Below are 25,649 nucleotides of genomic sequence, written 5' to 3' on the forward strand. Positions count from 1 at the left end.
TAAATAAATTTTAGAAATCCGTTACGTAGGGACTCGTTGCCATCTCGGATCCGTCCGACAGGCGGGTTACCTCAAAATCCCCAAACACGACGGGACACTCCTTAGCAAGTATTTTTAAACATTCCACGGCGAGAGTGCGTATTTCCTTATCGGCGTGTTCCGTCGCCCGCATACCGATAAAGTGCCTCCAGGCCCGCAGGTTTCCCGTCACTACGATGCGTGACTCCGTCGCGTTAGGGAGCACAGCCCGTGCGGCCTGCCGTGCCTGCTTCATGCGCAGCAGCGCGTTGGGTTCGTCGGAAAGCTTCTGTTCGAGCGAGGACAAGATCTCTTCGAAGGCGAACCGAGTGTCATCCACGGTTCGCATGAACAGTCTTTCCAACTGTTCATCGCCTGCGATTTCATCAGGGACGACAACCTCGGTTTCACCGGGGTGAACGAAGCGTTGAGATAGTTGCGAGAAGGAAAAATGCCGGTGGCGGACGAGTTCGTGCGTAGCCGAGCGGGAAATTCCGCGCACATACATCGACGCGGAGGCGTGCTCCAGCAGCGACAGGTGTCCAACCTCCATAATGTGCCGGACATACGCCGCGTTGGTGGAGGTTCGGGGATTCGGCTTGTTAAACGTTTCGTAGCAGGCACGGCCGGCAAACTCCACTAACGCTTCTGGGGAGTCCACCGCATCCGTTGTCCACTCGATGCCCTCGGGCTTGTGAAACTCGGTCAGCGCGATGAGCTCGACAGAAAGGTCAGCGTGTGTTGCCATGGCTTACAGCCCCAGGTAGCTATCAAGGCCGACGGTGAGGCCCGGGTGCGAACAAATGTTTCGCACTCCGACAAGCACGCCGGGGATAAAGCTGGTGCGATCGTAGGAGTCCTGCTTGATGGTCAGCGACTGCCCCTGCGTACCAAAGATCACCGTCTCGTGTGCGACGGCACCGGTCATGCGGATAGCGTGCACCGGGACGCCTTTAACGTCCGCACCGCGGGCTCCGTCGAGGCTCTGCTCGGTGGCATCGGGCTCGCTGGTGGCCTCGCGGGCGGCAGCGATACCCTCGGCGGTGTGGATGGCGGTGCCGCTCGGGGCATCGACCTTGTTCGGGTGGTGCATTTCAATGACTTCCGCAGACTCAAAGAACGGCGCAGCCTGACGGGCAAAGGCCATAGTGAGAACAGCCGAGATGGCGAAGTTCGGGGCGATGAGCACGCCTTGGCCTTCCTTGCCCTCGAGCCAGGAGTTCACGGTGGCGATTCGCTCTTCATCAAAACCGGTCGTGCCGATGACGGCATCAATGCCGTTGTCGATGTAGAAGCGGAGGTTGTCCATCACGACAGACGGTGTGGTGAAGTCCACAACGACCTCCGCCCCGGCCTTGACCAATTCTTCCAGGGAGTCATCCCTGTCCACTGCTGCAACCAGCTCGAGGTCCTCGGCGGCAGTCACCCCCTCAACCACAGCCTGGCCGACGCGGCCTTTTGCACCTACAACTCCAACTTTACGTAAAGACATGTTCATCATCCTACTAGCAACCGCAACGAGGAAGCGTCGACAAGCAAAAACCGCCACCCACGCGGTGGGTGACGGTGAGCTCCATCTCTAACAGGACGGACCTGGAGAGGCAATCCTCTAGGGGACGGCGCACGGGCGCGTCCCCTGGGGATGAACCCGTTTACGGTTTACCGGCTCCGTCTTAATGGCACCGTTTTTACCGGCTACGGACTAGTGGCCATCGACCGGGATGAGGGAGATCTTGCCACGGTTGTCGATATCCGCGATCTCGACCTCGACCTTCTCGCCGACGTTGATAACATCCTCTACCTTCTCGATGCGCTTCTTGCCACCGAGCTTCGAGATGTGGATGAGTCCGTCGCGGCCAGGAAGGATGGAGACGAAGGCACCGAAGTTGGCGATCTTCACCACGGTGCCGAGGAAGCGCTCGCCCACCTTCGGCATCTGCGGGTTAGCCACAGCGTTGATCTTCTCAATCGCTGCATCGGCTGCTGCGCCCGTCGTGGCGGACACGTACACGGTGCCGTCCTCCTCGATGGACACATCAGCACCGGTCTCCTCGGTGATGGCGTTAATGTTCTTGCCCTTCGGCCCAATAACCTCGCCGATCTTGGACACCGGAACCTTGATGGAGGTGATGCGCGGTGCGAAGTCACTCATCTCGTCCGGCTCCTCGATGACCTGTGCCATCGTGTCGAGGATCTCCAGGCGGGCCTCGTGTGCCTGCTGGAGGGCAGCGGCGAGGACGTTGGAGGGAATACCGTCGAGCTTGGTATCCAGCTGCAGGGCGGTCACGATCTCGGACGTACCGGCAACCTTGAAGTCCATGTCACCGAAGGCATCCTCAGCGCCGAGGATGTCGGTCAGTGCCGTGTAGTGCATCTTGCCGTCGATCTTGTCGGAGACAAGACCCATGGCGATGCCGGCAACGGGTGCCTTCAGCGGAACGCCAGCGTTGAGCAGCGACAGCGTGGAGGCACAGACGGAGCCCATGGAGGTAGAGCCATTAGAGCCGAGGGCCTCAGAGACCTGGCGGATGGCGTACGGGAACTCCTCCTTGGAGGGGATCACCGGCAGCAGGGCGCGCTCAGCAAGCGCACCGTGGCCGATCTCGCGGCGCTTCGGGGAACCCACGCGACCCGTCTCACCGGTGGAGTACGGCGGGAAGTTGTAGTGGTGGATGTAGCGCTTGGAGGTCACAGGCGACAGGGAGTCGATCTGCTGCTCCATCTTCAGCATGTCCAAAGTGGTGACGCCGAGGATCTGTGTCTCGCCACGCTCGAAGAGGGCGGAGCCGTGTGCGCGCGGAACGAGCTCGACCTCGACGGAGAGGTCACGGATCTGCTTGACATCGCGACCGTCGATGCGGAAACCCTCGGTGAGGATGCGGTGGCGCACGATTTCCTTGGTTACCGCGTTGTAGGCGGCGCGGATCTTCTTCTCTGCGGTCTCGTCTTCTTCCTCAAACTTCGGCAGCAGCTTTTCGACGACCTGGTCCATGTGCTCGGCGGTAGCGGTATCGCGCTCCTGCTTGCCGGGGATGGACATGATCTCGCCGATCTTCTTGGAAGCGCTCGTGCGAACTGCTTCCAGGATCTCGTCGGTGTAGTCCGGGAAGATCGGGAATTCCTTCTTGTCCTTGGCGGCGAGCTTGGACAGCTGATCCTGTGCGCGGCAGAGGGTATCGATGAACGGCTTGGCTGCCTCGAGGCCCTCGGCAACGACGGACTCCGTCGGTGCGGGCGCACCGTCTGCAACGCGCTCGATGACACCCTCGGTAGCACCAGCTTCCACCATCATGATGGCAACGTCGTTCTTCTTGCCCTTCTTTACACGACGGCCGGCGACAACCATCTCGAAGAGGGCAGCCTCGTGCTGCTCAACGTTGGGGAAGGCGACCCACTGGCCGTCCTTGTGGTCCTCATCAGCGATCAGTGCCATGCGGACACCGCCGACAGCACCGGATACGGGGAGACCGGAGAGCTGCGTTGCTGCGGAGGCCGCGTTGATGGCGACGACATCGTAGAACTCGTTGGGGTCAACGCTCATCACGGTGATGACGCACTGGACCTCGTTGCGCAGGCCCTTCTGGAAAGTGGGGCGCAGCGGACGGTCGATGAGGCGGCAGGCGAGGATGGCGTCCGTGGAGGGGCGACCTTCTCGACGGAAGAAGGAACCAGGGATCTTGCCCTTGGCGTACATGCGCTCTTCCACATCCACGGTCAGCGGGAAGAAGTCGAAACCCTCGCGGGGGTTGTTGCTCGCCGTCGTGGTGGCGAGCATCATTGTGTCCTCGTCCAGGTAGGCGGTAACGGAACCGTCTGCCTGGCGGGCTAGCTGACCGGTCTCAAACCGGATGGTGCGGGTGCCAAAGTCACCGTTATCAATGGTGGCTGTGGCTTCAAAGGTGCCGACCTCTTCGTCGACAAAAGTCTGTACATCGTTCATGTACGAGTTCACTCCTCGTATCCAAAATCCTCTCGGGCAATCGTCGGTGCTGCCCTCATAAATCTTTTCGGGTATCTAGACCTCGAACCATTCTAGCAGGCATTTTGCTAGCGCGTTGAAAGGGGCAGATAGCCGTGCCCGCACAGCCCTCCTCTACCCCTACGAAACCGTTATCGCGTTCACAGACGCAACCACCCGCATTTTCCCGCACCAGAGTCTCCTGTCCGGCGAGACCCCGCAGGCCACAGGCATCCAACGTCCCACCTACGGGAACCGAACCGAACGCCATGTTCGCAACCAACTAGTGTGGCAGGCATGAGGTTCCTCAACGATTCCACCCCGCCCTACGAACTGACCTACCACGATGTTTTCATGGTGCCCTCGCGCTCGAGCGTCGGCTCGCGTGGCAACGTCGACATCACGACAACTGACGGCTCCGGCACGACCATCCCGCTCGTGGTGTCCAACATGACGGCGGTTTCTGGTCGTCGCATGGCAGAAACCGTCGCCCGGCGTGGCGGCATCGCAATCCTTCCTCAGGACGTGCCAACGGACATCGCCGCAGAGACGATCCGCATAGTAAAGGCATCACACCCGGTTTTCGATACTCCGATCACCGTCAAGCCACACCACACGGTTGGCTACACCAAGAATCTCATCCACAAGCGCGCCCACGGTGCCGCAATCGTCGTCGATGAAGAGGGGCGACCGATTGGCCTGGTGACGGATAAGGATCTTGCCAACCGGGACAACTTCACCCAGGTGCAGGCCATCATGTCAACGGAGCTCATGACGATCCCCGACTCGGTTGAGCCGAAGGAGGCATTCACGCTCCTCGCCGAGGCTTCCCGCAAAGTCGCGCCCGTCATCGACGGTGAGGGCGCGCTCGTCGGTGTGCTCACCCGGAAGTCAGCCCTTCGCGCGACGCTCTACTCCCCTGCCTTGGACGAGGAAGGCACTTTCCGCGTCGGTGTCGCCGTGGGGATCAACGGCGATCCCGCCGGTCGCGCCACCGCACTTGTGGGGCACGGCGCGAACCTCGTCGTCGTGGACACGGCCCACGGCCACCAGGATTCCGCCATCAGCGCGGTAGAAAAGGTCCGCGCAGCACTTCCTGATATTCCGCTCGTAGCCGGCAACGTGGTGACACCGGAGGGTGTCGCCGACCTCATCTCTGCCGGTGCGAACATCGTGAAAGTCGGTGTCGGTCCCGGCGCGATGTGTACCACCCGCATGCAGACCGGCGTGGGTAGGCCGCAATTCTCCGCCGTCCTCGACTGTGCTGCCCAGGCCCGGGAGCTCGGCGGCCACGTGTGGGCAGACGGCGGGATCCGCAACCCCCGCGACGTTGCGCTCGCACTTGCCGCCGGCGCCTCAAACGTCATGATTGGGTCACTGTTTGCTGGAACGTTTGAGTCCCCTGGGGATTTGCTTGTCGACGGCGATGGGAACTGGTACAAGGAAAGTTTCGGTATGGCTTCCCGCCGCGCGGTGGAGAATCGAAACTCCGCTGCCGCGGCCTTCGACCGCGCCCGGCGCGCCATGTTTGAGGAAGGCATCTCCACGGCGAAGATCACTGTGGATAAGAAGAAGGGCGGCGTGGAGGACCTCATTGACAACATGGTTTCCGGCCTCCGTTCCGCTATGACGTACGCGGGCGCCGATTCCCTCGCGTCCTTCCATGAGCGTGCCGTCGTCGGCGTGCAGTCCGCCTCCGGCTTCCTTGAGGGGATGCCCCGGGCCAACGGGCGCTAACCACTTATTGCTCGCTGTACTATTTCTCGGTTCCCCACCACAGGGGAGGTGTCTCGGTTAGAAGCAACTCGGCCTACCCCCTCAGAGAACCGGTCACGTTTTGCGGGGTTTGTGTCACCCACCTCGACCCTCCATTTTCGCCCACGGCATCCTGCGCTGCCTGGGTGGCAATGCACAAAGGTGCCAAGGCCGACAGAGAAGGCTCGGACCCAACCCCAGGTGTCCACTTCCATGGGGTTGGGTCCAAGCTACGGCGCTCATTCCCCCAGGTCTCACCAGACGCACGTTCTCCAGTCGCAGGTTTAGCAACCACACAAGCGCGCTGGTGTGGAACGTGCGGGCTGACCACCGGTCTAGGGGTCACTGGTCACGCAGCCGGTTTCCGGCCACCCGGCCTAGCTATTGGTCACCGATTTTCTCAGGTTCTCCAGCTGATTCTGCTTCCCCATCACCATCACGATATCCGGCTGCTTGGAGCCTTCTTAGCTCCGCGTAGTATCCATCAGCACGTAACAGGGCTTCCGGCGAGCCGAATTCCACGAGCTTCCCATGGTCGAGTACGAGCACTTCATCCGCCAGCAGGGTACTGGGCAAACGGTGACTGACGATGACGGTAATCCCGCCGTAACGTGCGTTGTCCTTAGCGATGCGTTCGTAAGCGGAGAACAACCTCTTCTCTGATTCCGGGTCAAGCGCCGAGGTGGGTTCATCCAGAACCAGCAAGAGAGGATGCGGCCGCGTGCATCCTCGAGCCAAAGCAATTTTTTGCCACTGTCCACCAGAAAGCTGTTTGCCGCCGTCTTCCAAACCAAGTGGCGTGGATAGACCGTCAGGTAACGCCTCCAGAACATCCTCCACGCCTGCGCGGGAGAGGGCTTGTGCAGCGACCTCTGCAGAACCGAATACACCATCGTGCCCGTCCACGCCGCCAAGAGTGAGTGCCTCAGCCGCAATCATCCGAGGCCGAAGGAAATCCTGGAAAACGGCCGAGACGCGAGAATGCCAATTGCCGATGCCCGACAGTTCTTTACCGTCCACAACAATATGGCCGTCGTAATCGAGAAGACCGAGAAGGCACAGCGACAATGTCGATTTACCTGCACCGTTTTCCCCTACGACAGCCAACACATGACCGGCGGGGATGCGAAAACTGAGGTCTGACACAGCAGGTGAATCATGCCCCGGATATGTGATGGTGAGGTGGTCAACATCGATGCCATAGCGAAGTTCCTTGAAAAGCGACTGGTGCGGGCAAACCGCAATCGGCGCTCCATCACCCGCACTGTAGCCGTCCACTACTGTGTCTTGCTGGCTGGCAACGCCGTCAGGGAGCGTCACAGGCTCTTCGTTCTTATTCGCAGACTCATCGTTGTTATTCGCAGACTCATCGTTGTTATTCGCTGACTCATCGTTGTTATTTGCCTCGTTTGCCTGCATTGTCTCGATGTGCGAAGCCAACCACAAATAACGGTCAACGGCGTGCACGCTGCTCCCAAGAGCGGTCACGGAAGCCAATACCATCGCGAGAGAATTTGTGAGCTTGGGTACGAGTGCGCACGCGGCTGTAAGCTGCTCGATTGACACGTGGCCGTGGACGGTGTCCACTCCCATACTAATGAGGACAGCAGCAGCCACTGCGTAATAAACCACGCTCGACCCGATGGATACCGCCGCCTGTTTATTGTCGCGCACGTGGATCGGAGCCCGCCAGTTATGAACTCGCTTACGTAGAATTTCATGCAGATCAGATTGCGAATTGAGGGTTCGAAGGTCTGCGCTCATCTGCGGGTCGAGCCCCGCACTCACGAGTTGTTGAATCTGGCGGACATACGGCGCCGATGCGTCGTCTGCTTCTGCCTGCCAAGCCATCACCTTTGTTTGGAAGAGTGTCTCACCAAGCCCGGCAATAGCGACGAAAATGAGGCGCCAGTCTGTCAGCACTGCAAGGACGAGCAGAACAACCTGGGAGATAAAAAGTGGGGCGACGTTTCCAAGGATGTTGAAGGACTGTCCAAGTGTGCCTTTCCTCGCGATCAGGAGCCCGAGCGCATCCGCGACTTTACTATCGTAAAAAACCGAAAGCGTCCGGGGCCGGGAGAGATAGTCCGCTATCTCGCGATCAAAGTGATGCCCGATCTTGTCTGCGACGCGGAGCCGATAATGAACGCCCATCGCGGATAAAAAGGACGGCAGGATTGAATAGACGGCAAGTCCTGCTAGAGAAAAAATGATGAGGGTTTCATCGTGGCGTGCAAGACCTCCCACGAGACCAGCTATGGCAAACGGATACAGCGTGGTGATTAGCGCGGAGATGAGGCCAGACACGGACAAAACCATTTCCCGCCGGGCAACGCTCCACCCAGAGGCGACGAGGTAGCGCAAGCAGCCGGCCGTGCCGGCTATTTGCCCCCATATTCCGGTGCGCGTTTTATCTTCGTTGCCAACCGTAGAGTCCTCCACCACGTTTTCCTTTACGTCGTCGTCTTCGGCGTACACTGTGGCGTTTTCCACTTGAGGTCTGTCACTGGAATGTGCTGTTTTTCGGTTCTTACCGGATCGTGGTTTACTCATGACGGCTCTCCCCTAGTCCCAGCAAAGTTGCTTGCGTTTTAAATGCCTCGGCATATAGTCCACCATCGTGCATGAGCTGATCATGCGTGCCTACCTCGGCTATTCCTCCCCCGTCGAGGACAATGATTCGATCGCAACCCCGGACTGTCGCAAGCCTGTGTGTCACTAGAATCGTGGTGATTTTGCCACGGTTTCCCATCACTGAGGCATACATATCGGCCTCCGTCTTGATGTCAAGTTTTGCCGTAGGCTCATCAAGAATGAGGACCTCAGCTTGGCTCGCGGTTCGAACAAAAGCGCGCGCAAGCCCGATGCGCTGCCACTGTCCTCCAGATAGCGACGAACCTTCGCTTTGGCTGATATCTAAAACGCCGGTACGGTGCATCAGTTCCGGAGATCCAGCCAGCTCCAATGCGTCACGAGCAGCATCCGCGGCAGAGCCGTGTACACCTGCACCAATAGTGGCATTTTCCACCACAGTTAATGGGAGACGCGCGCCTTGCTGGTGAACGACCGCGAGTTTTCTTTCCGCCACACATTCCCCTGGCGAGTTTCCTCCAACTTCAATCGTGCCGGCCTCCGGTTTGTAAAGACCACAAAGAAGTTTCACCAGTGTCGATTTCCCGCAGCCATTCTTGCCGACGACCCCGACGACTTCTCCCGGCTGGACATCAAAGCTCACGTTTTTGAGTACGTCAGTACCTCCCGGGTAACCGAACGTCAGCTCCCGCACGTGTATGGCACCTGCCTCCCCCACCGTTGCCTCGGGGGCCACCTGGTGCGATCGCACCTCTGCGTCCCCGCCATCCCCATTCAGGCTCTTTTTCCTCCAGCGATCGCTTCCCTTCCCGTCAGCTCCAGCTTCCGCCTGGTGCCTCATACGCCGTAGTTCTTCCCACTGTTTCTTATGCTGGGCAACGCGTATTTCAGCATCGCCTCCGACCGGACCCCAAAGTCCCATTTGATCCACCGCTTGGATAATCATGATGCAAGACCCCACTGTCAGCGCCCCGGTGAGCGCACCGTGGATACTCCACAGCCAGCACCCCACAACGAAAGTGGAGGCGACACCGCTGGATAGATACACCGCACGAAGCTGTTTGTCCTGCTCTGCCCACATCGGCCGCACTGCCTCATGCCACAGTTGGGAAAACCGTGACAGTGCTAGGGATCGTATTCCCCATACACGTGCTTCTCCCGCATTTCGCCAGTCAGTAAGCAAGCTGTTGTACCAGGTAGCGTGAGAGAGGGCTTGCGAACCAGAGTCGTACAACGAAGCAAAAGCTTTCTCTCCATAGCTTTCCCACGTTGCGGCTGCCCACCACATCAACCCGATGAGAGCCAGCGCAATAAGCGGATTCCATGCAAGAACGACACCTGTCACGCACAGTGCGCTTAACCGAGCATTGAAAATCTGGAACAAGGGCCCGACGCCGACACTTCCGCTCATCTTCACAAGCTGGTTCGACACTGTCTCTAAGGTCGAACGCATTTGTGGATCTTCTACTACCTCAAGTGTAGGAGAGCCGTAAAGCGCCACGTGAAGATCATCAAACTGGTGTTTTAGGAACCCAGTATTTGCTCTTTCCACTGCAACGTTTTGAATTCTTGGCATCGTCTTCGCCGCAAACATAGCCAGAGCCAGCACCGCCAGTATCAAAGCTACGTGGCCTGCATCCTTTCCTGAGCCAACAACAGCATCAATTAGCGCCTTTGTGGCAAAAAGAATTGCAATATTTGCCACTGCCGACGTAATTGCTGCCAAAAATGCTACTGAAACTGCGGGCTTTGCACCCTTAAAAATCGATCCGATATAAGAGGTATAGGAATAAAGTTTTTTCATGGATTTTGTATTTCTAGTATTAGTTTCTCATAGGTGCCCTGTAACAAGCTCACCTCTAATGCTGACAAGCCTCGTTCGTAAGAAGGAATAATTCTCCCTAGAAGGTAAGTTAAATTCCCCTTTCCCTCTGGCTACGGTATAGCCAGAGGGAAAGTAATAGCTGATTGGGAGCTAGAAGCCACCACAGAGAGTGCCTCCACCGCCGCAATGTTCGATGTCACGATACAAATCAGCAGCTAGCACCTCATCAATTTCATCAATCCATTCAGACAACTGAAGCTCTTCCATTTTCGCCTCCCTCCTCAAGATTTAATCCGATAACGCCACCAGTCATTTGGGGGCTAGCCCCACTGACCGAAAATAAATAGATCCTCTTTTTCCTACAACCCCACTTAAGATCCCCTCAATCACCCCGACTCTCCAGGCACACATATATGGGTTCATACTCTCCTCACCTTCAAGGAGCTCCCCGACGCAACTACGACAAATGCTCCGAACCGGACATGCGAGGCATTCAGGTCTATCATTTCGAATAACGCTCTCAACACTATGTTGAGCCTGTGCCGTAGCCGTTTGAAATGGCTCCCCGTCCAACACGCTTCCTAAATGAAACTCATGGCTTCCAATTGCGCGATAGCACGGCCAGATCTGCCCATCTGCCGACACGGAAATCGTGCTCCGCATAAGTTCGCAATGGGTAAGCCGATTTTCCCGTTGAAATATGATATGAAGGTGGTCTAGAATAAGGCGTTTAGCAGCACGAGTGTCACAATTTTCTATAAGCGAAACTACAAAATGAAACGCTAATTCCTGAAACTCATTCGGAGACAGTGGCCAATCTCGTGCACCTGTCATCGGGATCATCATTATCGAATAAGGGCTAAATTCCGCATCGATGTATCTAAACACTTCAAAAGGGGTTAACCCCCTACGAAGGTGCTCTGGTGTGTAAGTACACTCAGTCGAAAAATCAATTCCTTCAAATTGCAATGATCTTAAGTTTGAACTTACTCGGGAAAAGGAACCCTTCCCTGTTTTGTCGAACCGCTGCGCATCGTGGATTGACTCTGAGCCATCCACGGAGACGGTCAACCTTAGTTGCCTCTTTTTTAAATACGGTATTAACTTATCACTCAGTACTGTGAGGTTTGTAACAGCTCCAATCGAAGGCACTTTCGAAAATGATTCTTCGGCAAGCTGGATTGCATAGATCACTAAGTCGGGACGAAGCAGCGGTTCACCACCAAAAAGTTTGATACTAGTAGTTTGGGGGAAACAGGATGCTCCCCACCCCATAGTTTCACGCAGCATTTCTTTGGAGATTGCTCTACGGAATGACGAATATGAACCCCCACCAGCAAAACAGCAGCTACAAGCTAAGTTACAGGTCTGTACGAGATTAATAGTCAACTCGAACGCGTTCGCAGCCTTACCGCATGCTACAGAAGTGGCGTGGGATCTAACCGCATTAAAAAGGGGTTCGCTTTCCGGCGAGAAAAACCGTGGCACGAGACACTCCTTTCGCGATTGCTTATAAAAGAAGATACGACAAAGAGCTCCACTGAACTCAAAAATCTTGCAAGAGAGATAAAAATCACACAAATAATCGTAAACCAGTTCTCCTCTAGATTTCCCAAGGGTCAAGTCGATTTGTGTGGTGTATTAACTGTTTGGGGGTGTGGGGGTAGTTGATACTGGTTTTTGCTAGTCGTGGAGGTAGGTTATGACCTCCTGGTAGCATTGTGCGCTGATGTTCATCAGGTGACCGAGGGGGTCTTCGATTTCGGGCATGATTGGTTGCAGCGCGTTGTTTAGGGCGAGGATTGGGTGGGTATCGTTGGGTTGCAGGGCGATTTGGTCGATGATCATCGGCAGGGCGTTCAGCATGGAGGCGATGCGGTCAAGTGTGTCCTCGATGGGTTGTGGTTGCGTGTGGGGGTCAATGGTTAGGCTATTTCTTTCTTTTCCGGCTCGGCATCGATAGAAGTTTGGTTTATTGTTCTTCGTGTTTCTGCTAGAGCAGCTAGTGACATGTACCGTTTTTGTTGGATCCACTCGTCGTGTTGCTCCGACAGTACGGCGCCGACTAGCCGGGTAACAGCGTCGCGGTTGGGGAAAATACCGACGACGGAGCTGACCCCGTTTGTGTGGACACCCTGATTCCCGGCTTGTTGGGTCGGGGGAAAGGTAGTCTACTGTCATGCCGCGTAGAAATTTTTCTTAAGGAATTCAAGCGCGATGCGGTTGCGATGTATGAGAACGACCCCGATGTGTCGATGAACCAGGTCTCCAAGGATTTGGGGATCAATCGAGCCACACTGCGTTATTGGATCGACCAATTTGGAACTGGTAAGAAAACAGCACCTGTAGCTGTGGAAAAGCCTTCTGATGACCGCAATCTAGAAGATGAAAACCGCCGTCTGAAAAAGGAAAACACCAGGCTTCGTGAGGAGCGGGATATTTTGGTCAAGGCCGCGAAATATTTCGCGGGAGAGACAAACTGGTGATCCGCTTCCGGTTTGTTGATGACCACCGCACCGTGTACTCGGTCAAGCGGATGTGTGCTGTTTTGACAATCCACCGCAGTAGCTACAACACCTGGCGTTTTAGACGCGAAAGGCGGGATCACAAGGCTTTGTCAGATGCGCTTCTTGGGGTGCGCATCACGGAGGTCTTCCGGCAAGAAAACGGTTGCTACGGTGCCAAGCGTATTACGGCTTAAACTCAATGATGATCCAGGTTCTACTCCTCTAAACCACAAGCGTGTGGCCAGGATCATGAAGGATTTAGGCCTTTGCGGGTATACCAGGCGACGAAGAGTAAAAACCACCGTGCGAGCCAAAGGCCGAAACGTGTTTGCTGACCTTGTACGCCGCAGGTTTTACGCCGATGGAATCAACAAACTTTATGCCCACGGACACCAAAGTGCACGAGCAGAGGGATCGGAAGATACTAGCAACGGCGCAGATCGACATGTTGCTGGGTAAGTCAGACAGTACTCGCCACGGTTGCGTCCGCAATCTATGTTGCTTACTCACACAAAAAAATGCGCTAGGAAAACCTAGCGCATTGTTCTTTGAAGCTCTTAGCGGCGGAGGCCGAGACGTGCGATGAGGTCACGGTAACGGTCGATGTCGCGGGAAGCCAGGTACTTGAGCAGGCCCTTGCGGCGACCAACGAGGAGCATGAGGCCACGACGCGAGTGGTGATCGTGACGGTGGGTGCGCAGGTGCTCGGTCAGCTGGGTGATGCGACGCGTCAGCAGCGCAACCTGAGCCTCGGGCGAACCGGTGTCGGTCTCGTGCAGGCCGAATTCCTTGAGGATTTCCTTCTTCTCTTCTGAAGACAGTGCCATGGGTTAAACTCCCTAATATTTCAGTTCCGCATGATAGTTCACGTTTCCGTGTGCTCATCTGCTGCGGACCGCAGACAAACACGAACCTTCGACATGGTAGTCGTTAAGCAACGCGCAAGGCAAATCAGCTCTGTTCTTCGGTTATTTTTCGCCGAACAGGCGCAGCGTGCGCGCCATGAGCTCCCCCACGAAGCGGTCCGCGTCCACACTCACCGCGACGTGGGTGTTCTTCACCGGATCGAGTAGCCGCGCCTCGTCACCGATGGTACGCCCGCCGAGATCCACCTTGAGGTTGGTATTAAGTGATGTCACCAGCGTGGGGTCGAGCGCCACGGCCACGGCCAGCGGGTCGTGCAGCCCGCAGCCGCCCAGGCCCGGGGACGTGGTGGCGTAGGCGCCGATGTAGTAGTCCACCATGTCCGCGTACGTTGCTGCCGCAACCATACCGAGGTCGCGCCACCGGCGCGTTTGCGCGCCGGTAAGGAGAGTCTGCAACGTGACATCGAGCCCCACCATCGTCACGTTCTCTCCGTGGCGGAAAACGTAATCGGCGGCATCCGGATCCTGGGAAATGTTCGCCTCAGCCACCGCGCTCACATTGCCGGGGACGGTAAGCGCCCCGCCCATGAGCACGATGCGGGCGCGGGCGACCTGTGGGTGGCGTTTCATCGCCTCCGCGATGGTGGTGAGAGCACCGGTGGGGACGATGGTGAGCTCCTGCCCGCACCGACGCACCTGGTCCGCGATGAACGCGATCGCCTTCTCCCCGTCCGCGGGTTCCTCCGGCACTGCTGCACCAATATCCACCCCGCCCACTCCGTTGTCGCCGTGGATGAACCTGGAGGCATCCGTGCGTACAAACTCTCGCTTACCCCACGGATGACCAATACCCGGGAACACCGGGATTCCCGGCGCGCCGAGGATCCCCAGCAGCCGGCGGGAATTGGCCACGCCCTGCTCCACCGTCACGTTGCCGTACGTGCCTGTGACGCCGATGAGCTCGGCGTCGGGCGAGCCGAGCGCGTACGCGATGGCGAGGGCATCGTCGATGCCGGTGTCGAGGTCGCAGATGAGTTTCACTAGTTGATCTCTTTCAGGTGCTCCACCGGTGTGTCCGCGTCCGCGAGAATCTCGCGTGCCTTGGCCACGTCGCGGTCCATGTGCGTGAGCAGCTCGTCTACGCTGGAGAATTTCTCCATCCCGCGGATGAAGTCGATGAACTCCACGCGACAGTACCGGCCGTAGAGGTCGGCGTGCTCGTCCAACACGAAGGATTCCACGGAGCGCCTCTCGTCGCCGAAGGTAGGGTTGCTGCCCACGGACACGGCCGTCATGTACCGCACCCCCGGCTTCATCGTGCCCTCGATGGGAGCTGTGGAAGGGGCCTCGTCGAGCACGGTGAAGAAGCCTGCGTATACGCCGTCGGCGGGGATGGCTACGTCGGGGCCGAAGTACATGTTTGCCGTGGGGTAGCCGAGTTCCGCCCCGCCGCGGCCGGCGCCACGGACAACAAGCGAGCGGACGGTGAACGGACGGCCAAGCGCCCAGTTTACCTTTCTGATGTCACCCAAAAGCAGTGCCTTGCGGATCATCGTGGAGCAAATCCGTTCCCCGTGGTCTTTGAGGAGCTCCACCACGTCCACTTCCACGCCGTACTTCTCCCCCAGTTTTTGCAGGGTCTCCGTAGTGCCAGCAGCCTTATGGCCGAAGGTGAAGTTCTCTCCCACGAGAACAGCGGCGGCATGAATCTTGTCCTGCAGCACGTGTTCGAAAAAGTCCTCCGGCTCGAGGCTGGACAGCGCCCGGTCGAACTGCAGGGCGACGATGTGGTCCACGCCCAGTTCGTCTGCCCGGCGCGCCCGCTGCTCCACGGTGCCGAGGATCGGCGGCATGGCCTGGGGGCGGATGACGGCGAGCGGGTGCGGATCAAAGGTGATCATGACGCACGGCAGCCCAAGTTCGTGTGCTTTCTCCACGGCACGACAGATGAGCTTTTGGTGCCCCCTGTGGACGCCGTCGAACACTCCGATGGTGACTACTGTTTTCCCGATGTCGTGGGGGAACTCGTCTAATCCTGGCCAGATATTCACCCCTTAGACAGTACTGCGTTATCTTGTTCCGTATATTTTGGGGGTATGACCGATGAGAAGAGATTAGGCGGGCTTGTGTTGGTGGATAAGCCCAGGGGGATGACCTCACACAGCGTGGTTGGGGCGATTCGCCGATACTTTGGCACGAAAAAGGTGGGACACGCAGGCACGCTCGACCCGATGGCCACTGGCCTGCTTGTAGTCGGTGTGGAGCGCGGCACGAAGTTCCTCGCGCACCTGGTGGCGGAGACCAAGACGTACGAGGCGACGATTCGACTGGGTCAGGAGACTACCACAGAGGATGCCGACGGTGAGATCACCCGCGAGGTGGATGCTTCTCACGTCACCGATGCCGATATCGCTCGCGAGGTGGAAAAGCTCACAGGCGACATCATGCAGCGCCCCAGTTCGGTCAGCGCCATCAAAATTAACGGCAAGCGTGCCCACCAGCTCGTGCGCGAGGGCGAGAAGGTGGAGATCCCGCCCCGCCCGGTGACGATTCACTCGTTTGAGGTGACTGGCCGCGAGGGCACCGATCTGCGGGTGCGCGTCCACTGTTCTTCCGGTACGTACATCCGCGCACTAGCCCGCGATCTGGGTCACGGTCTCGGGGTGGGAGCGCACCTAATTGCTTTACGACGTTTAAACGTCGGCCCCTTCGACATCTCCCGGTCCCACCCCCTCGCCCACTTTGAGGATCATCCGGAGCTAAGCCTGACCCTCGACGAGGCCCTCCAGGCCTGCTACCCCACTCTCCACGTAACCGACGACGAGGCGCAGGCGCTCAGCGAGGGAAAATGGCTTTCGCCCCGAGGTTTACAAGGCGTCCACTCAGCGGTCGCGCCCGATGGCCGCTCCATCGCGCTTATCAAGGAGCAGGGCAAGCGCCTTTCCACTGTCTTTGTGGCACGCCCGTCGACGCTCGGACTGTAGCTGTAACCTCAGCTGCAGCTATTCCACCGCAGTGGAGGCGATGATGTATCCGTGACGACACACCCACCGGCCCTCGATTGCGGGTAAGGGGGTGGGGCGTGCCAAAAGAACCGAGGTAAACGTCCCATCGGCGCGGAGGAGCACGCTCGCCTCATCAAAACCCAACCAGCGATGGGTGAGCGGAAACCACGCCTTGTACGTGGCTTCTTTGGCGCAGAACATGAGCCGATCCGCAAACGGAACCGTGCTTTTGAGCTCCTCTATGCATTTCAGCTCAGGTCCAAACGCAATGGATTCCACTATTTTGGGAGGCAGTGGCTCGGCGGGCTCCGCATCAAGCCCCATCGAGCGAACGAGGAGGCGGGGAGCAACCACCGCCGCCCGCAGTCCCACGGTGTGCGTGAGCGAACCCGACACCGAGGACGCCCACAGTGGCATTCCCCTGTCTCCGCGGAGAATAGGCTGGCCCGTATCGCGATTCATCTCTTTCAACGCCCTGTGCGCGCACCACCGCGCATCACCGAATTCGGCCTTCCTGGAATTCACCGCGTGTGATACGAGCGCTCGCTCAAGCGGGTGAAGGCGGTTGTAGTTGGTGAGATCCTGCTCCTGAGGATCCGTGAACATGTAGGCGTAATGGGCCGACGGCGGGAACAACAGCGGATCAAGCATCTCCGTCCACCTCCAGCACCGGGTATGGCCAGGGGCGAATTCCTCGGTCTTTTTGTTGTGACCATTCACGAGGGTAGCCGAGGGACACCTCAATGTGCGGAATGCCGTCCACCACGGTCGTACTCGGAATATGCAAGTGTCCGTAGATGCACGCGGAGGCTTGGTACCGGGCGGGCCACGTCCGGGTATGGCGCGTCCCACACCACAACTGCAGTTCTCTATACTTCAATCGCTCGCACGGTTCAATAGTGAGGGGCCAGTGATTGATAAGGATCGTCTTGCCCTCCACCTTGGACAACCGTTTGATCGAATACGCCAACCGATCCCAGCACCATCCTCGAATATCCACAAACGGGGCGATGGCAAACTCGTCGGTCATCACCAGTTCCCTATCGTGTGCTGACTGAATAGCCTGTTCCACAGTCATCCCGGGAAACCGGAAAGTGTAATCATAAAGGGTAAATAGCGGCACAATTGTGTGCCCGCCGAAAACCGGGTACGGGTCTTCCGGGGTGAGGACATCGATATCCCGGCATCCTTGAACCAATTCCTCGTACTTTTGACGGCCGGTGAAGGGGTCCTTGCTGCGGCAGTACAACTCGTGATTTCCTGGCACCCAGATAACGGTCTCAAACTTGGCACGCAGTGTGCGTAATACATCAATAATGAGCCCCGTACGCTCCGCAACATCACCTGCAACGATGAGCCAATCGGCGGGATTGTCCGCGCTGATCATCTCGATGGGGTCGCGGTTCGCCTTCACCGCAGCGTGAAGGTCGGACACTGCCCACAGTGTCTTTTTAACTCTCCGCGACGACGTCATGAAGGCCGACCTCTCTAACTACATTGAAAGTTATTTACCCTATCGTACGTCTTTATTTGGCCCACCTCATGGACCGGAACCGCCAGATGACGCCAACCATCCTAATGAGGATGAACATTCCCAGGCCAAGCCATACAGCGGGTAGTCCACCGTTGAGGTAATAGGCCAGAACCAACCCGGGGAGAAATCCCACCGCCACCCCGGCGATATTGAGGTTTCGCAGATACCCGGCGTCGGCAGCACCGAGAAGCACCCCATCAAGACCGAAAACCAGTCCTGCGCACAGTATCATCACCACGAAGATCAGCCACACCGCATGCATTTCATGGTGAACCTCCGTGGCAGGCGTAAAGATGCGCGGGATGAGGGAGTACCCCGAAGCAATAATCGCTGCAAGCCCCACGCCGAAGAGCCCGGAGTACCGGGCCACCTTTTCTCCCACCGATCGTGCGTAGCTGATGTTTTTGGTTCCAAGCGCTGCTCCCACAAGAGTCTGAGCAGCAATGGCAAGCGAATCCAAAACCAGACCAAGGAAGTTCCACAGCTGGATGAGCACCTGGTGCGCGGCGAGCGACGCCGTCCCAAAACGGGCGGCCACCGCCGCCGCCGAAATAAAAGCAATCTGGAATGCCAGCGACCTGGCGATAAGGTCGCGGCCGAGCACCAGCTGCTCCTTCATCACGCTGGGTTGTGGCTTCCACGACCCCTTGTGGCTATAGAGGAGATAGCCAACGAAAAAGACGCTGGTGATCGTCTGCCCGGCGAGGTTCGACCATGCGGAACCGACAATGCCCATCCGGTCTACTAAGAACGGCACGGATATCGCCGATGGGATAACTCCCATGAGCGTGAAGTAGAACGGGGTGCGAGTGTTCTGGATGCCTCTAAGCCAGCCATTTCCAGCCATGGTCATGAGAATCATGGGGATGCCGAGACTTGCTACCCTAAGCCAGATAGTTGCCTCGCTCGCAACACCAGGGTCATTGGAAAGCCACAGAGCAAGCCATGGCGCAGTGATCCACACGAACAAACAGATGGCGATTCCCACGAAAAGCGCCACCCACGTGGCCTGCACCCCCTCAGCTATTGCGCCCTTTTCATCCCCGGCACCAAACTTGCGGGATGCTCGCGCCGTCGTGCCGTAGCTCAAGAAGGTGAGGTTGGTGGTCAGCTGCGATTGGATCGTCGTCGCCGCGCCGAGCGCTGCCAAGTCAACGGCACCGAGCCTGCCCACCACCGCAGTATCCAACAACAAATACAGTGGCGACGCCGCCAACACCCCCAGCGCCGGCAATGCCAGCTTGAGGATCGTGCCAAAGGTCACCTTGGAAAGGTCTCCCTCTACCTGCTTCGCATTCGCCACAGAAAAACGCTCCATCACAACGGGAAAATATCAACTATTGCAGTGTACGTAATCGATGTCACGACGCGAAAAACCACAGCGGGCTGACAGACCTCTACCGTTTAGTTCTGTTCACATGAAAATGGCTAGCTGGTAGACCCGTGATGCCGCACGCGCGGGTGTCGCGCGCTGGATTGAAGTGGTCTACAACCGTCGCCGGCGGCATTGCGCACTCGGGATGCTCAGCCCCGTCGACTTCGAGCACCGCATCACCCAGACCACCAACTATGAAGAAACAGCTGCCTAACTATAAGGTAGCTCCACTACGTGCCCACCATTTGCGGGCAACCCCATACCTGGCTACCGAGCAGTACATGGTTGTACGTGCTCTCGTCGACATAGGTGACGACCAATTACTACTGTGGCAGACTCTAAAACCAAAACTACCAAACAACGACGAGAATGAGTCGACCTTTCCCGGGACTCCGTCACATTCCTCAATGTTAGAAGGACCAGCGGTAGTTTGCTATTTTATGTTCTGGCTTTCGGAGGTCATGTCGCTCGTCGATGTGAAGCATGGTCCACACGCCATCGATGTCAGAACCGTAGTGGCGGGCGAGGAGCACCGCCATCGAAAATTCCGTGTCAATAACAGCTTCTTTCCACATGCAATATTTAAGCATCTCCTCTTCAGAATAACTTACAACTCTGATGTAACGGCCTCGCTCTAGCGGTTTTCCTGCACGCGTAAACGAGCGTGGGTAGTGTGCGTATGGTGGGACCTGATGGCGCTCACCCCAGAACTCTGGGTATCCTTGGAAGTACAATAACACAGTTGGCCACCCGCAGCCGGACGTGAGTTGGGCACGGTGAATAAGATGATTGTTGCGAACCTCCGGTCCGATGTGGTCGATCTCTTCGCCGTCGCGGAAGTAGATGTGCTCGGATTGGGCGGGATAGGAATGTACACGGTAGGTCGTGTAGTTAGTGAACGGTCCTTGTTCGTCCGTAGTGCCGTCAGGATATTTCATGCAATCGAAAATGATCTCCGTCGACGTGTTGTGCGTCATGAGGCTGTTCAGCACTCCAGAGGAGCACAGGTCTGTTACCTCTTCAAACTGAGTGAGCTCCTGATTTTCACAGAAGTCATTCCACAAAGGACTATCCATTTTCGGTCTCTTTTCTAACTAAGCCTAGGTGTGATCGTCAACAGGATTGGTAAAAACACAGAGGTTTCCATAGAAAGTGTACTGGGGGCATTCGAATCGACCTATCGCAAACCTATACCCGCCAAAACTAGCTTCGTAACCCCATTCGGGGACTTCAAGGCTAATGCCATCTACCTCCGTAAAATACGTACCAGGTTCTTCGGGAATGTCGTAAGGACTATGGCTTGCATTATTTGGACCAGGCTGGGTAACCGTACTGGTTGTCTTGGCATTTGTCGAGTCTGCGCGAGCACGACGATCTTGCCTAAGTCGGGTATCAACATGGAATACGAAGCTTGGTAAAGCCAAGGTAATGACATTCGTTGACACTTCTCCATGCCTTCGTTGAGTCAACTTATCGGTAACCTTCCACGCGAATTCTCGCGACCATTTCGGTTCTACAGGAGAAACCAGTGATACTGGTTTGGTTTCCCCAATACAAAACTCGATCGTTTTACTAACTCTATAATCTGAGTAGCGATATGGCCCACCAATCAGACCAGAATCATACACATCACATTCGACTCCGACGGGCCCCGCCGCCCCTCGTGCAGCTCGCGAATTAGCGGCCGACAAGCTCTTAGCTACGTCTTCAACTGTCGGCATTCCACAATAGTCGGTGCCATTAACGCTAAATGAAATCCCACGATTTGAGCACATGTACTGCACTCCATCCAGAATTCCGTATTGTGCTGCAATTCGAGTAACAGCATGGAAGCATGAGAACGGTTGCCAGAAGACATTGGGGTCCGCATAGAGCACCCCGCCCTCGAATTGTTGCTGCTGAGCTCCCTGATCGTTGATGAACATATCACCGACGGGGTACCCATAACCACTAGCTTCGTAGCCTTGGGCGGACCAAGAAGCCAGTATCCCACCTCTAACGGCATGCGCTCCCGCCGTAGGTGTCCAGTAGATCATTCCCCCCCCTGAAAGACGTTATAGCGCCCAACTCCATCAGGAGTAGTCAATTCATCACTGATTGGATACCCAAGTTCGCTTTTTTGAGCTCCCATGGATTGCCACTTATCGTAGATCGCACCCTGGATGCTAGCCTGCGATACAGACACCGCATTGTGGGTATAGACGTGTCCGCCCTGGAAGTCCTGTTTAAACCACTGGTCCCCTAGAGTCATGTCGCTAGTGATAGGGTAGCCAAGGAAGCCGTGTTCCCAACCATGGCGCTGCCATACTTTAGAGACGGGAATGCTGACACTTTGCGCCCCGGTGTCGGGGTGCCAGTAGATGAATCCGTTAACAAATTCCGAACGCTTTCCTACGCCATTCGGGTTGGTCAGCTCGTTAGACTTAGGCAAGTTAAGGAAACTTGTCGGCCCTCCGATCTGGTCGTACTTGGTCTTTATAGCCCCACAGACCTCAAACCAGGATGGCCAATAAACACTGCAGCCTGTCGCAGTTCGCAGGCTAGAAACAGCGTCCGATTGAAGATAGGCCTCAGTCGTTTCTGCCTTGTCGGCGTCGGCCTTGGTGAAATCCTCCGGAACCGTCTCGTGGTCTAAGCGCATCTGCCCTTCAGCTATCGTCTCTTTCGGATCGTCCGTGGGATGCCACTCCTCCAGGCCTTGTGGGGCGAGATTACCCTCAGATACCTGATTAACCTGGTAGGATTCGGCACCGGGCGGTGTGGGAAAGCCCCACTCTGCAAAGGGACCACCACTGATGCCTGCGGCCGGATTACTAATATCACTTTCGTGGACCGATAGTTCATCGACTGAGATTCTGTGCTCCGTGGCACCGCTATTCAAAGATGAACTTCCTAAATGCGAGAAATTGAGCATAAGCTGGCAATCCCAAAGAGGCGACGAGAACTATACTCGAGATCGTTGCAGCCAGCCAGATTACTGTTTTAGGCATAGTTACCCTGTCGATAAAGCTGTCAGAAATACGCTAACTGCATGTAAAATATAGCACATTAATTTATAACACTTCGGTCGGGGACCCTCGTGTGCTGGACATGGGTTAATAATCTGTAGGGCTGGGAAGTCCGGAGCTTGATAGAAGCAAATACGAGAATATGAGCTCTGCCATGGACCTCATCATGCCGTATTCAGACCTGTTTAATGGTTAGCCTTAGGTATCACTAGCCTTCTGTCCGTGAGCTACTGCACGTTCTTGCCAATTTCCTCGACCACCTGAACAAGGTGGCGGGCGAGATCGTCGGCGGTGCCGGTATCGGAGTAGCCGGCGGCGGGCTTGTGGCCACCACCGCCAAGAGCCTGGGCGTACTCGGCCACGTCGAGGGTGCGCGAGCGCAGGCTCACCGTCCACTCCCCCGGGTGCTGCTCCTTGAACACGCAACCCATATCCGTATCGTCGGTGGCGCGGACGAAATTGATGAGAGACTCAATGGTGGACTTCGGTCGGCCCTCGATCATCTCGTGGGTAGCCGTAAGCGACGCGATCCTAATCCCACCGGCATCGAACACCTGCAGCTTGGACAGGATCTCCCCGTTAAAGCGGAGGTCCTGGGTGGTGATGCGGTCGACAAGCTCGTAGGCAATGGCCTGCTGATCGATCCCCGTCTTCACAAGTTCAGCAGCCACGGCGTGCATCTGCGGGCCGCCCCACCGGAAGCTGCCGGTATCCGTAAGCACGCCGGCGTACAGGCTATGGGCGATGTCCTTGGTGAGTTCCACTCCAAGGGGGGCGATGAAGTAGTACAACATGACCGCGGTGGCCTCGGCCTCCGGGATGACGAAGTTCTTGTACCCAAACTCGGTGTTAGAGGCGTGGTGATCGATCACCACGGTCTTATCCAGTGCCGCGATCTCTTCCTGCAGCGCACCCGTGCGGTCGAGGGAGGAGCAATCCACGGTGATGCACGCGGCGACGTCCTGTGGGAAGCTCGTCACGGTGCGCACGTCCTCGGCACCGGGGATGGTGTACAAGTCCTCGGAGAAGCGCTCCTCCTGGCCGATGAAGCCGTGAGCATTGACACCCTTTTGCCGGAGCATTGCGACAAGAGCGGTGACGGAACCGATGGCATCGCCATCGGGGCGCACGTGACCGACAACGGCGACCGAAGAAGCGTCGACAAGCCTATCGAGTTCCTGAGCGAACTGCTCGGCAAAAGCGGTGTACATAATTTTCTCCTTACCACAACGGGTTACTTGTACGGATTTTCCTCACCAGCGGGGGTCTTCCCCTCGGCAAGCTTGCGCACCTCCTCGTCGCGCGCGCGGGCGCGGGCCAGGAGATCTTCCATGTGTGCGCGGGATTCTGGAACCGTGTCCAGTTCGAACGAAAGGGTCGGGGTGAACCTGACAGAGAGTTGGTCACCGACAATTTTGCGGAGACGACCCTTCCAGCGGTTAAGAGACTCGGCAGCCGCAGCGTAATCGGGCTCTTCATCGAGTGTCTTACCACGTACAGTGTAGTACACCGTGGCATCATGCAAGTCACCAGTGAGTGAGCAATCGGTCACAGTGATGTACTCCAGATGCCAGTCCTTAATCTCGTGCTCGAGTGCGGTGGCGACGATCGTTTGGATCCGCTTTGCCATCCTGCCGGCACGTACCTTGTCAGCCATAAAATCCTCCTTAAACTTTTTCCGCGCCTTCGATCCTACTTGGCCACCAGAACTTGTCACCGAGAAGGATGACAAGGGCGGGGATGAGGATCGTCCGAATCACCCAACACACCAACAAAAATCACGATGCCGACCTGGGGTAATACGACGAGCGGGAGAACACCGAGCGCCGCAAACACGCTCGCCAGAAAGATACCCGCAGACGTGATCACCCCACCCCTAGAGGCCAGCGCTGTAATTATTCCGTCGCGAGTCCCCTCGTGCACAGCTTCCTGACGTGCACGAGTGACAAGGAAGATGGAGTAGTCAATGCCACGGGCGACGAGGAACACGAACGCATAGAGAGGGGTTTCCGAGGCAAACCTGTCAAAGCCGAAAACGCCCGTTGAAATCCACCAGCCGAGCCCAAGGGCTGCGACGTTTGTGGCGACTACGGATGCCACCATGATTGCCGGGGCGACGAGGAAACGGAGCGCGACAGCGAGGGCAACGAAGACCAGCGCCAAGATGACGGGGAAAATCAACCGACGGTCAGCCTGCGCGTACGTTTCTGCGTCGATAAGCTGCGCGTTCTGGCCTCCAACAAGAAACTCGGTGCCCGCAACCTGCGTGCGCAACGTCTCCACGTCTGAGCCGGTGACATTGGCAAGGAACCAGCCATCCACCTCGCCTGCCGGTGTCACCTCTCCGGAAATGGACTCGAGGATCTCTGGATCCTTTGTGGCAACAACCTCCGGCGTGGCGGACTGGTCAGGGAACTTTTCCGAAAGCGTCTCTGCTGCCGAAATCGACTCAGACGTATCGATGAACTGATCAGGCTGGTTCAAGCCGGTTGGGATCGGAATGAGCCCCAGGCAGCAGATGGCGATAAGCACGCCGGCCACGGTGGCTGCGATTCCCGGCCGCGTGCGGACCACGGAACCCACTTTCTCCCACACTCCGTGATTGGGTGTCTCCCCCACAACAGGCTGCCTCGGCCAGAAAACCCACCGCCCAAACATGACAAGGATTCCGGGAAGCACGAACATGGCGAAAATGAATGCGACGATGATCCCCACCGCAGAGGCGAGTCCCAGGCCCCGTGCCGAGGCAACGGTGGAAAGGAGCAAACAGGCAACACCGATGACGACGGTAAGTGCCGAGGCAGCAACAGTTTTCACCGTCGGCAATCATGCCGCCGCCATTGCCTCGTAGCGATCCTCGTGACGCAGCAGCTCATCCCTGTATCGCGAGATCAGCAGCAGGGCGTAGTTTGTGCCAGCACCAAAGACGAGCGCACTCAAAATTCCGGCGGTGGACTCGTCCCACACTATGCCGAGGGGCCGAGCACCCAGGTGAAAACCGTCGCCGCGAGGCGGTCACCAATGCCGATCACCAGCAGCGGGATGATCCACAGGATCGGAGACTTGTAGGTGACGATGAGTAGGAGCGCCACAATGATGCCTGTCACCGACAGCAGAAGGAAACTCGCGCCTTCAAATACGAGCGCGAGTTCCCCTGAATCTTCACACCTAGGAGCGAAGCCCATTCGGTGCTCCACCCCTAGGAG

At 57.2% G+C, this 25,649-nt stretch carries 24 protein-coding genes and 2 pseudogenes; 4 read left to right on the forward strand and 22 right to left on the reverse strand.

Annotation, left to right across the window (positions count from 1 at the left end; translation table 11 throughout):
• Positions 1-10: 10 nt before the first annotated feature.
• The 3 genes from thyX to CGLUCO_RS07605 form a co-directional block, all read right to left on the reverse strand.
• Positions 11-766, reverse strand: a complete 756-nt coding sequence (gene thyX / locus CGLUCO_RS07595) for an FAD-dependent thymidylate synthase (RefSeq protein ID WP_005389695.1) — start codon at positions 764-766, stop codon at positions 11-13.
• Positions 767-769: 3 nt separating this feature from the next.
• Positions 770-1,510: a 4-hydroxy-tetrahydrodipicolinate reductase gene (gene dapB, locus CGLUCO_RS07600; protein ID WP_034989073.1), complete on the reverse strand. Its 741-nt coding sequence runs from the start codon at positions 1,508-1,510 to the stop codon at positions 770-772.
• Positions 1,511-1,720: 210 nt separating this feature from the next.
• Positions 1,721-3,958: a polyribonucleotide nucleotidyltransferase gene (locus CGLUCO_RS07605; RefSeq protein ID WP_005389688.1), complete on the reverse strand. Its 2,238-nt coding sequence runs from the start codon at positions 3,956-3,958 to the stop codon at positions 1,721-1,723.
• Between the two features lie 315 nt (positions 3,959-4,273).
• On the opposite strand from CGLUCO_RS07605, the gene CGLUCO_RS07610 reads away from it, so the two are divergent.
• Positions 4,274-5,713: a GuaB1 family IMP dehydrogenase-related protein gene (locus CGLUCO_RS07610; RefSeq protein ID WP_084036245.1), complete on the forward strand. Its 1,440-nt coding sequence runs from the start codon at positions 4,274-4,276 to the stop codon at positions 5,711-5,713.
• A 399-nt stretch (positions 5,714-6,112) separates the two neighbouring features.
• Here CGLUCO_RS07610 and CGLUCO_RS07615 read toward each other — a convergent pair whose 3' ends face one another.
• The 5 genes and pseudogenes from CGLUCO_RS07615 to CGLUCO_RS07635 form a co-directional block, all read right to left on the reverse strand.
• On the reverse strand, positions 6,113-8,224 hold the full coding sequence (locus CGLUCO_RS07615; RefSeq protein ID WP_084036246.1) for an ATP-binding cassette domain-containing protein: 2,112 nt from the start codon (positions 8,222-8,224) through the stop codon (positions 6,113-6,115).
• 52 nt (positions 8,225-8,276) lie between these two features.
• Positions 8,277-10,127 (reverse strand): ATP-binding cassette domain-containing protein, encoded by a 1,851-nt coding sequence (locus CGLUCO_RS07620; RefSeq protein ID WP_084036247.1) that lies wholly within the window; start codon positions 10,125-10,127, stop codon positions 8,277-8,279.
• 330 nt (positions 10,128-10,457) lie between these two features.
• Complete coding sequence (locus tag CGLUCO_RS07625; RefSeq protein ID WP_084036248.1) at positions 10,458-11,636, reverse strand: radical SAM/SPASM domain-containing protein; 1,179 nt, start codon at positions 11,634-11,636, stop codon at positions 10,458-10,460.
• Between the two features lie 195 nt (positions 11,637-11,831).
• On the reverse strand, positions 11,832-12,014 hold the full coding sequence (locus CGLUCO_RS07630) for a hypothetical protein (RefSeq protein WP_084036249.1): 183 nt from the start codon (positions 12,012-12,014) through the stop codon (positions 11,832-11,834).
• A 59-nt stretch (positions 12,015-12,073) separates the two neighbouring features.
• Positions 12,074-12,262, reverse strand: a pseudogene (locus tag CGLUCO_RS07635) (transposase); the annotation flags it as partial.
• A 12-nt stretch (positions 12,263-12,274) separates the two neighbouring features.
• Here CGLUCO_RS07635 and CGLUCO_RS07640 point away from each other — a divergent pair.
• Positions 12,275-12,634 carry a transposase gene (locus tag CGLUCO_RS07640; RefSeq protein ID WP_198481402.1) on the forward strand — a complete coding sequence of 120 codons (360 nt, stop codon included), beginning with the start codon at positions 12,275-12,277 and terminating at the stop codon, positions 12,632-12,634.
• 135 nt (positions 12,635-12,769) lie between these two features.
• Positions 12,770-13,114, forward strand: coding sequence for an IS3 family transposase (locus CGLUCO_RS13055; protein WP_084037027.1), 345 nt, complete (start codon positions 12,770-12,772; stop codon positions 13,112-13,114).
• A gap of 98 nt (positions 13,115-13,212) precedes the next feature.
• Here CGLUCO_RS13055 and rpsO read toward each other — a convergent pair whose 3' ends face one another.
• The 3 genes from rpsO to CGLUCO_RS07655 all read right to left on the reverse strand — a co-directional run bounded on the left by rpsO (position 13,213) and on the right by CGLUCO_RS07655 (position 15,572).
• Positions 13,213-13,482, reverse strand: coding sequence for a 30S ribosomal protein S15 (gene rpsO, locus CGLUCO_RS07645; RefSeq protein WP_005389675.1), 270 nt, complete (start codon positions 13,480-13,482; stop codon positions 13,213-13,215).
• 141 nt (positions 13,483-13,623) lie between these two features.
• On the reverse strand, positions 13,624-14,562 hold the full coding sequence (locus CGLUCO_RS07650) for a nucleoside hydrolase (RefSeq protein WP_005389674.1): 939 nt from the start codon (positions 14,560-14,562) through the stop codon (positions 13,624-13,626).
• A complete protein-coding gene (locus CGLUCO_RS07655; protein WP_005389669.1) occupies positions 14,562-15,572 on the reverse strand; it encodes a bifunctional riboflavin kinase/FAD synthetase in 1,011 nt (336 codons plus the stop codon). The genes CGLUCO_RS07650 and CGLUCO_RS07655 overlap by 1 nt, the downstream gene beginning before the upstream one ends.
• A gap of 45 nt (positions 15,573-15,617) precedes the next feature.
• On the opposite strand from CGLUCO_RS07655, the gene truB reads away from it, so the two are divergent.
• Positions 15,618-16,505 carry a tRNA pseudouridine(55) synthase TruB gene (truB, locus tag CGLUCO_RS07660; protein ID WP_005389666.1) on the forward strand — a complete coding sequence of 296 codons (888 nt, stop codon included), beginning with the start codon at positions 15,618-15,620 and terminating at the stop codon, positions 16,503-16,505.
• Between the two features lie 18 nt (positions 16,506-16,523).
• Here the strand turns inward: truB and CGLUCO_RS07665 are convergent, their stop codons facing one another.
• From CGLUCO_RS07665 to CGLUCO_RS07715, 11 genes and pseudogenes are all read right to left on the reverse strand, one after another.
• A complete protein-coding gene (locus CGLUCO_RS07665) occupies positions 16,524-17,177 on the reverse strand; it encodes a 4'-phosphopantetheinyl transferase family protein (protein ID WP_005389665.1) in 654 nt (217 codons plus the stop codon).
• Complete coding sequence (locus CGLUCO_RS07670) at positions 17,170-18,000, reverse strand: metallophosphoesterase family protein (protein ID WP_005395697.1); 831 nt, start codon at positions 17,998-18,000, stop codon at positions 17,170-17,172. The genes CGLUCO_RS07665 and CGLUCO_RS07670 overlap by 8 nt, the downstream gene beginning before the upstream one ends.
• A 52-nt stretch (positions 18,001-18,052) precedes the next feature.
• Positions 18,053-19,378, reverse strand: coding sequence for an MATE family efflux transporter (locus tag CGLUCO_RS07675; RefSeq protein ID WP_070739202.1), 1,326 nt, complete (start codon positions 19,376-19,378; stop codon positions 18,053-18,055).
• Between the two features lie 467 nt (positions 19,379-19,845).
• Complete coding sequence (locus CGLUCO_RS07680) at positions 19,846-20,511, reverse strand: hypothetical protein (protein ID WP_084037025.1); 666 nt, start codon at positions 20,509-20,511, stop codon at positions 19,846-19,848.
• Between the two features lie 24 nt (positions 20,512-20,535).
• On the reverse strand, positions 20,536-21,360 hold the full coding sequence (locus CGLUCO_RS07685; RefSeq protein ID WP_232622044.1) for a hypothetical protein: 825 nt from the start codon (positions 21,358-21,360) through the stop codon (positions 20,536-20,538).
• A 107-nt stretch (positions 21,361-21,467) separates the two neighbouring features.
• Positions 21,468-22,349, reverse strand: a complete 882-nt coding sequence (locus tag CGLUCO_RS07690; RefSeq protein WP_260322482.1) for an LGFP repeat-containing protein — start codon at positions 22,347-22,349, stop codon at positions 21,468-21,470.
• Positions 22,350-22,670: 321 nt separating this feature from the next.
• Entirely contained in the window at positions 22,671-23,654 is a 984-nt protein-coding gene (locus CGLUCO_RS07695; protein WP_070739197.1) for a DHH family phosphoesterase, read from the reverse strand.
• Between the two features lie 23 nt (positions 23,655-23,677).
• Complete coding sequence (rbfA, locus tag CGLUCO_RS07700) at positions 23,678-24,100, reverse strand: 30S ribosome-binding factor RbfA (RefSeq protein WP_034989479.1); 423 nt, start codon at positions 24,098-24,100, stop codon at positions 23,678-23,680.
• A 56-nt stretch (positions 24,101-24,156) separates the two neighbouring features.
• Positions 24,157-25,062 (reverse strand): MMPL family transporter, encoded by a 906-nt coding sequence (locus CGLUCO_RS07705; RefSeq protein WP_301387160.1) that lies wholly within the window; start codon positions 25,060-25,062, stop codon positions 24,157-24,159.
• Positions 25,057-25,410, reverse strand: a pseudogene (locus CGLUCO_RS07710) (MMPL family transporter); the annotation flags it as partial. The gene CGLUCO_RS07705 and the pseudogene CGLUCO_RS07710, both read right to left, overlap by 6 nt.
• Complete coding sequence (locus tag CGLUCO_RS07715) at positions 25,410-25,628, reverse strand: hypothetical protein (protein ID WP_232621834.1); 219 nt, start codon at positions 25,626-25,628, stop codon at positions 25,410-25,412. The gene CGLUCO_RS07715 and the pseudogene CGLUCO_RS07710, both read right to left, overlap by 1 nt.
• Positions 25,629-25,649 lie beyond the last annotated feature (21 nt).

Source organism: Corynebacterium glucuronolyticum DSM 44120, from assembly GCF_030440595.1.
Taxonomy (GTDB): Bacteria; Actinomycetota; Actinomycetes; order Mycobacteriales; family Mycobacteriaceae; genus Corynebacterium; species Corynebacterium glucuronolyticum.

Excerpts from the sequence above, each read along its gene's own strand:
- CGLUCO_RS07685 (WP_232622044.1), bottom strand. The coding sequence starts at position 21,360 with ATGTTCATCAACGATCAGGGAGCTCAGCAGCAACAATTCGAGGGCGGG.
- CGLUCO_RS07715 (WP_232621834.1), bottom strand. The coding sequence starts at position 25,628 with ATGGGCTTCGCTCCTAGGTGTGAAGATTCAGGGGAACTCGCGCTCGTA.
- CGLUCO_RS07680 (WP_084037025.1), bottom strand. The coding sequence starts at position 20,511 with ATGGATAGTCCTTTGTGGAATGACTTCTGTGAAAATCAGGAGCTCACT.
- CGLUCO_RS07695 (WP_070739197.1), bottom strand. The coding sequence starts at position 23,654 with ATGTACACCGCTTTTGCCGAGCAGTTCGCTCAGGAACTCGATAGGCTT.
- CGLUCO_RS07630 (WP_084036249.1), bottom strand. The coding sequence starts at position 12,014 with ATGCTGAACGCCCTGCCGATGATCATCGACCAAATCGCCCTGCAACCC.
- rbfA (WP_034989479.1), bottom strand. The coding sequence starts at position 24,100 with ATGGCTGACAAGGTACGTGCCGGCAGGATGGCAAAGCGGATCCAAACG.
- rpsO (WP_005389675.1), bottom strand. The coding sequence starts at position 13,482 with ATGGCACTGTCTTCAGAAGAGAAGAAGGAAATCCTCAAGGAATTCGGC.
- CGLUCO_RS07670 (WP_005395697.1), bottom strand. The coding sequence starts at position 18,000 with ATGACGTCGTCGCGGAGAGTTAAAAAGACACTGTGGGCAGTGTCCGAC.
- CGLUCO_RS13055 (WP_084037027.1), top strand. The coding sequence starts at position 12,770 with ATGCGCTTCTTGGGGTGCGCATCACGGAGGTCTTCCGGCAAGAAAACG.
- CGLUCO_RS07610 (WP_084036245.1), top strand. The coding sequence starts at position 4,274 with ATGAGGTTCCTCAACGATTCCACCCCGCCCTACGAACTGACCTACCAC.
- CGLUCO_RS07620 (WP_084036247.1), bottom strand. The coding sequence starts at position 10,127 with ATGAAAAAACTTTATTCCTATACCTCTTATATCGGATCGATTTTTAAG.
- CGLUCO_RS07675 (WP_070739202.1), bottom strand. The coding sequence starts at position 19,378 with ATGGAGCGTTTTTCTGTGGCGAATGCGAAGCAGGTAGAGGGAGACCTT.
- thyX (WP_005389695.1), bottom strand. The coding sequence starts at position 766 with ATGGCAACACACGCTGACCTTTCTGTCGAGCTCATCGCGCTGACCGAG.
- CGLUCO_RS07605 (WP_005389688.1), bottom strand. The coding sequence starts at position 3,958 with ATGAACGATGTACAGACTTTTGTCGACGAAGAGGTCGGCACCTTTGAA.
- CGLUCO_RS07690 (WP_260322482.1), bottom strand. The coding sequence starts at position 22,349 with ATGCTCAATTTCTCGCATTTAGGAAGTTCATCTTTGAATAGCGGTGCC.
- CGLUCO_RS07665 (WP_005389665.1), bottom strand. The coding sequence starts at position 17,177 with ATGCTTGATCCGCTGTTGTTCCCGCCGTCGGCCCATTACGCCTACATG.
- truB (WP_005389666.1), top strand. The coding sequence starts at position 15,618 with ATGACCGATGAGAAGAGATTAGGCGGGCTTGTGTTGGTGGATAAGCCC.
- dapB (WP_034989073.1), bottom strand. The coding sequence starts at position 1,510 with ATGTCTTTACGTAAAGTTGGAGTTGTAGGTGCAAAAGGCCGCGTCGGC.